The organism is Dehalococcoidia bacterium (genome assembly GCA_030018455.1).
In the GTDB taxonomy this organism is placed as follows: domain Bacteria; phylum Chloroflexota; class Dehalococcoidia; order DSTF01; family JALHUB01; genus JASEFU01.
In genome coordinates this window covers 1-2,614 of the sequence record JASEFU010000016.1, presented here as the reverse complement: position 1 = coordinate 2,614, position 2,614 = coordinate 1, and the positions used below count along the sequence as shown (strand labels likewise).

2 protein-coding genes are annotated in these 2,614 nt (G+C 65.3%); both read right to left on the bottom strand.

Going from position 1 to position 2,614, the window contains the following annotated elements:
- Positions 1 to 80 precede the first annotated feature (80 nt).
- The gene (locus tag QME71_11105) at positions 81 to 1,397 is read right to left on the bottom strand and encodes an NAD(P)/FAD-dependent oxidoreductase (GenBank protein MDI6858847.1); all 1,317 of its coding nucleotides are present in this window, start codon (positions 1,395 to 1,397) and stop codon (positions 81 to 83) included.
- The gene (locus QME71_11100; GenBank protein ID MDI6858846.1) at positions 1,394 to 2,470 is read right to left on the bottom strand and encodes a lysylphosphatidylglycerol synthase transmembrane domain-containing protein; all 1,077 of its coding nucleotides are present in this window, start codon (positions 2,468 to 2,470) and stop codon (positions 1,394 to 1,396) included. Before QME71_11100 ends, QME71_11105 begins: the two co-directional genes overlap by 4 nt.
- Positions 2,471 to 2,614 lie beyond the last annotated feature (144 nt).

Below are 2,614 nucleotides of genomic sequence, written 5' to 3'. Positions count from 1 at the left end.
ATCTTCCTCTCCCCACGTGGCATTATGGTGTACGGAATGTATCTGGACGAGCGCAGACGCCGACACGCCTGCCGCTGGGGCTATGTCGCCCGCTGATCATCCGAGACGAGTCGAGCGATGTTCTCGCCCAGGCGGACCGAGTAGTTGAGGCCGCGGTCCTCGGGGTAGATCTGCGTCGTGTTCGCCAGGTACAGTCCCGGCACCGGCGTCCGGTGGTCCGGTATTGACGACCCGTAGTTCGTCGTTATCACCGGCTGGCCCGCCGGGTCCTTGAACAGCCAGCGCTCCGTCACCCAATCCGGCGAAAAGGCGGGGTTGATCTTCGTAAGGTGCGGCAGGTAATGGGCGCTGATCTCGTCGATGCTCATGTCCGCCACCGGCGACGACTCCTCGACGTAGTTGGACAGGTAGAGGATGCGCCGGCCGCCGTAGTGCGAAGGCTCGATGTAGTTCGTGTGCTCGATGGCGCCCACAAACGGGATTTCGGGGTCGCTGATGTTCATCCAGTAAATCCGTGAGAGCGACTCCTTCAGCGCCAGGACCAGGCACGTCGCCCACTGGTACTGCACCTTCCGCAACAGGGCGGCGTAGCTTTGGGGCAGGAAGGGCGCCATCTGGAGGAAGGACCCGTTGGGCACCGTCGCGATGACGGCATCGTGGGGCGCGGTCTCACCGCCGGCGAGACGCACGCCCGACGCGCGGCCGTCCTGCACCACGATCTGTTCCACGGGGCGTCCCGTCTCGAGGCGCGCGCCCCCCTCCCTGAGCCGTCGCGATAGCTCGTCGGTCAGCAGCCCGAAGCTGCCCATCAGGTACCCCAGCTTCTCCTTCTGCGCGACCCCGCCGCCGCGCGAGGCAAAGCGGAGGAAGATCTTCCCCCAGAACCAGACCATCCCCACGTCATCGGCGCGCGAACCGAACTTCCCCTTCAGCAGCGGCCCCCATACCACCTCGTAGTTGCGCTTTCCCGCCCAGCGCCTGATCCACTCGCGCGCGGTGACCCCCTCGTAGCGGCGCCAGTCCTTCTGCCGCCGCAGGTACAGCCCGACCAGGCCGAGACGGACCCTGTCCACAAGCGAGACGGGCCGGAAACGCAGGAGGTCCATCGGCGTGACGAAATCGTACACCCGGCCGCCGTAATAAAACCCAACCTTCGAGTCGCGCCAGGACAGCCGCTCGCCCAGTCCCATCTCCTCGATCAGGGAAATGACGTGCGTGTCGCTGCTGAACAAATGATGGTAGAAGACCTCGAGGCGCTCGCCGCCCACTTCGAACGTGCCCGCCTGCCCGCCGAGGAACGGCCGCGCCTCGTACACGGCGACCTGATGGCCTAGCTGCTGCAGACGGTACGCCGCGGTGAGGCCGGCGATGCCGCCGCCGATGATGCCAACGTTCATCCCTGTCCGATCTCCTCTCCCGCCAGGCCGGCCGCGGCTTCGCCCGTCGCCGGGAGCGGTTGCTCGACAGCCGCCGCTCGCCCCTTCAGCGCCTCGCCCAGCGAAAGGTTGATCGCCCACAGGAAGTACAGCCCGAGCGCGATGACCGGTATGAGGACAAGCGCATGCAGCGCGACTGCGTACGCGGAAGCAGCGCTCTCCGCGCCGGCGCCGCCGAAATACACCACCGTCTCCCGCGTGACGACCTCGAAGGGGCCGACGCCGCCCTGCGTCGCGAGCACGGATATCGCCAGGTTCGCCCCGGCAGTGACGAGCAGATAGATTTCGAACCCGAGGTCCAGTCCGAACGCCAGCCCGACCATAAAGTACATCGTCGCCTCGAGGAGCCACGAGATCAGCGACGTGACGAACGCGCCCACCATGTCGAGCGGGCTCCGCAGCGAGTGCAGACCGACGACGAACGAGCCCACAAGCCCCGCGACCTGCGGCCGCAGACGGGCGGGAGTCACCCGCAGCGCGATGCCGACGCTCCAGCGCGCGAACCCCTCCGAGAGCGCGAGCCCCGCGAAAACAACAAGGCAGGCGCCGAAGAGGACACTCATCGACACAGCGATCGTCGTCAGCTCATTACTCAGACCGGAGACCGCGCCAGCGATCAGCAGGAACAGCAGCAGCACGATCCCGTCGAACACGCGGTCGACGGCTATCGTACCGAAGGCCGCCATCTTGCTGACGCGTTGACGCTCGCCGACGATGTACGCCCGCACGATCTCGCCCGCTCGGGCCGGAATGAGGTTGTTCGCCATGAACCCAATGATGACGATCGGGAAAAGGGTCACGGTGGAGAACTTGTCGAGCGGCTTAAGAAGATAGCCCCATCGCCAGGCCCGGAACCAGGCGCCGGCGAAATACACCGGTATCGACGCCAGCGCCCACCAGTAGTTGGCCTCCGCGAAGGCGTCGCCGATCTCGCTGAAGTCGGTACGAAGAACGAAAATGGCGATAAAGAGGATGCTCAGCCCGAAACCGAGCCAGACGCGCGGACTACGCAGCAGTGAGGCAAACTGGCCCAAGCAACACTTCTTCGGCGAATTGCGGCCCGCCGCGACCGGTCGGGCTCACGCGACACATTATAGGCGGGGCAAATACGGGCGGTCAATGAAGTGTACTCGTTCAGTACATTGGTGACACTATGCCGTCCGCCGTTGTCGTTCTTC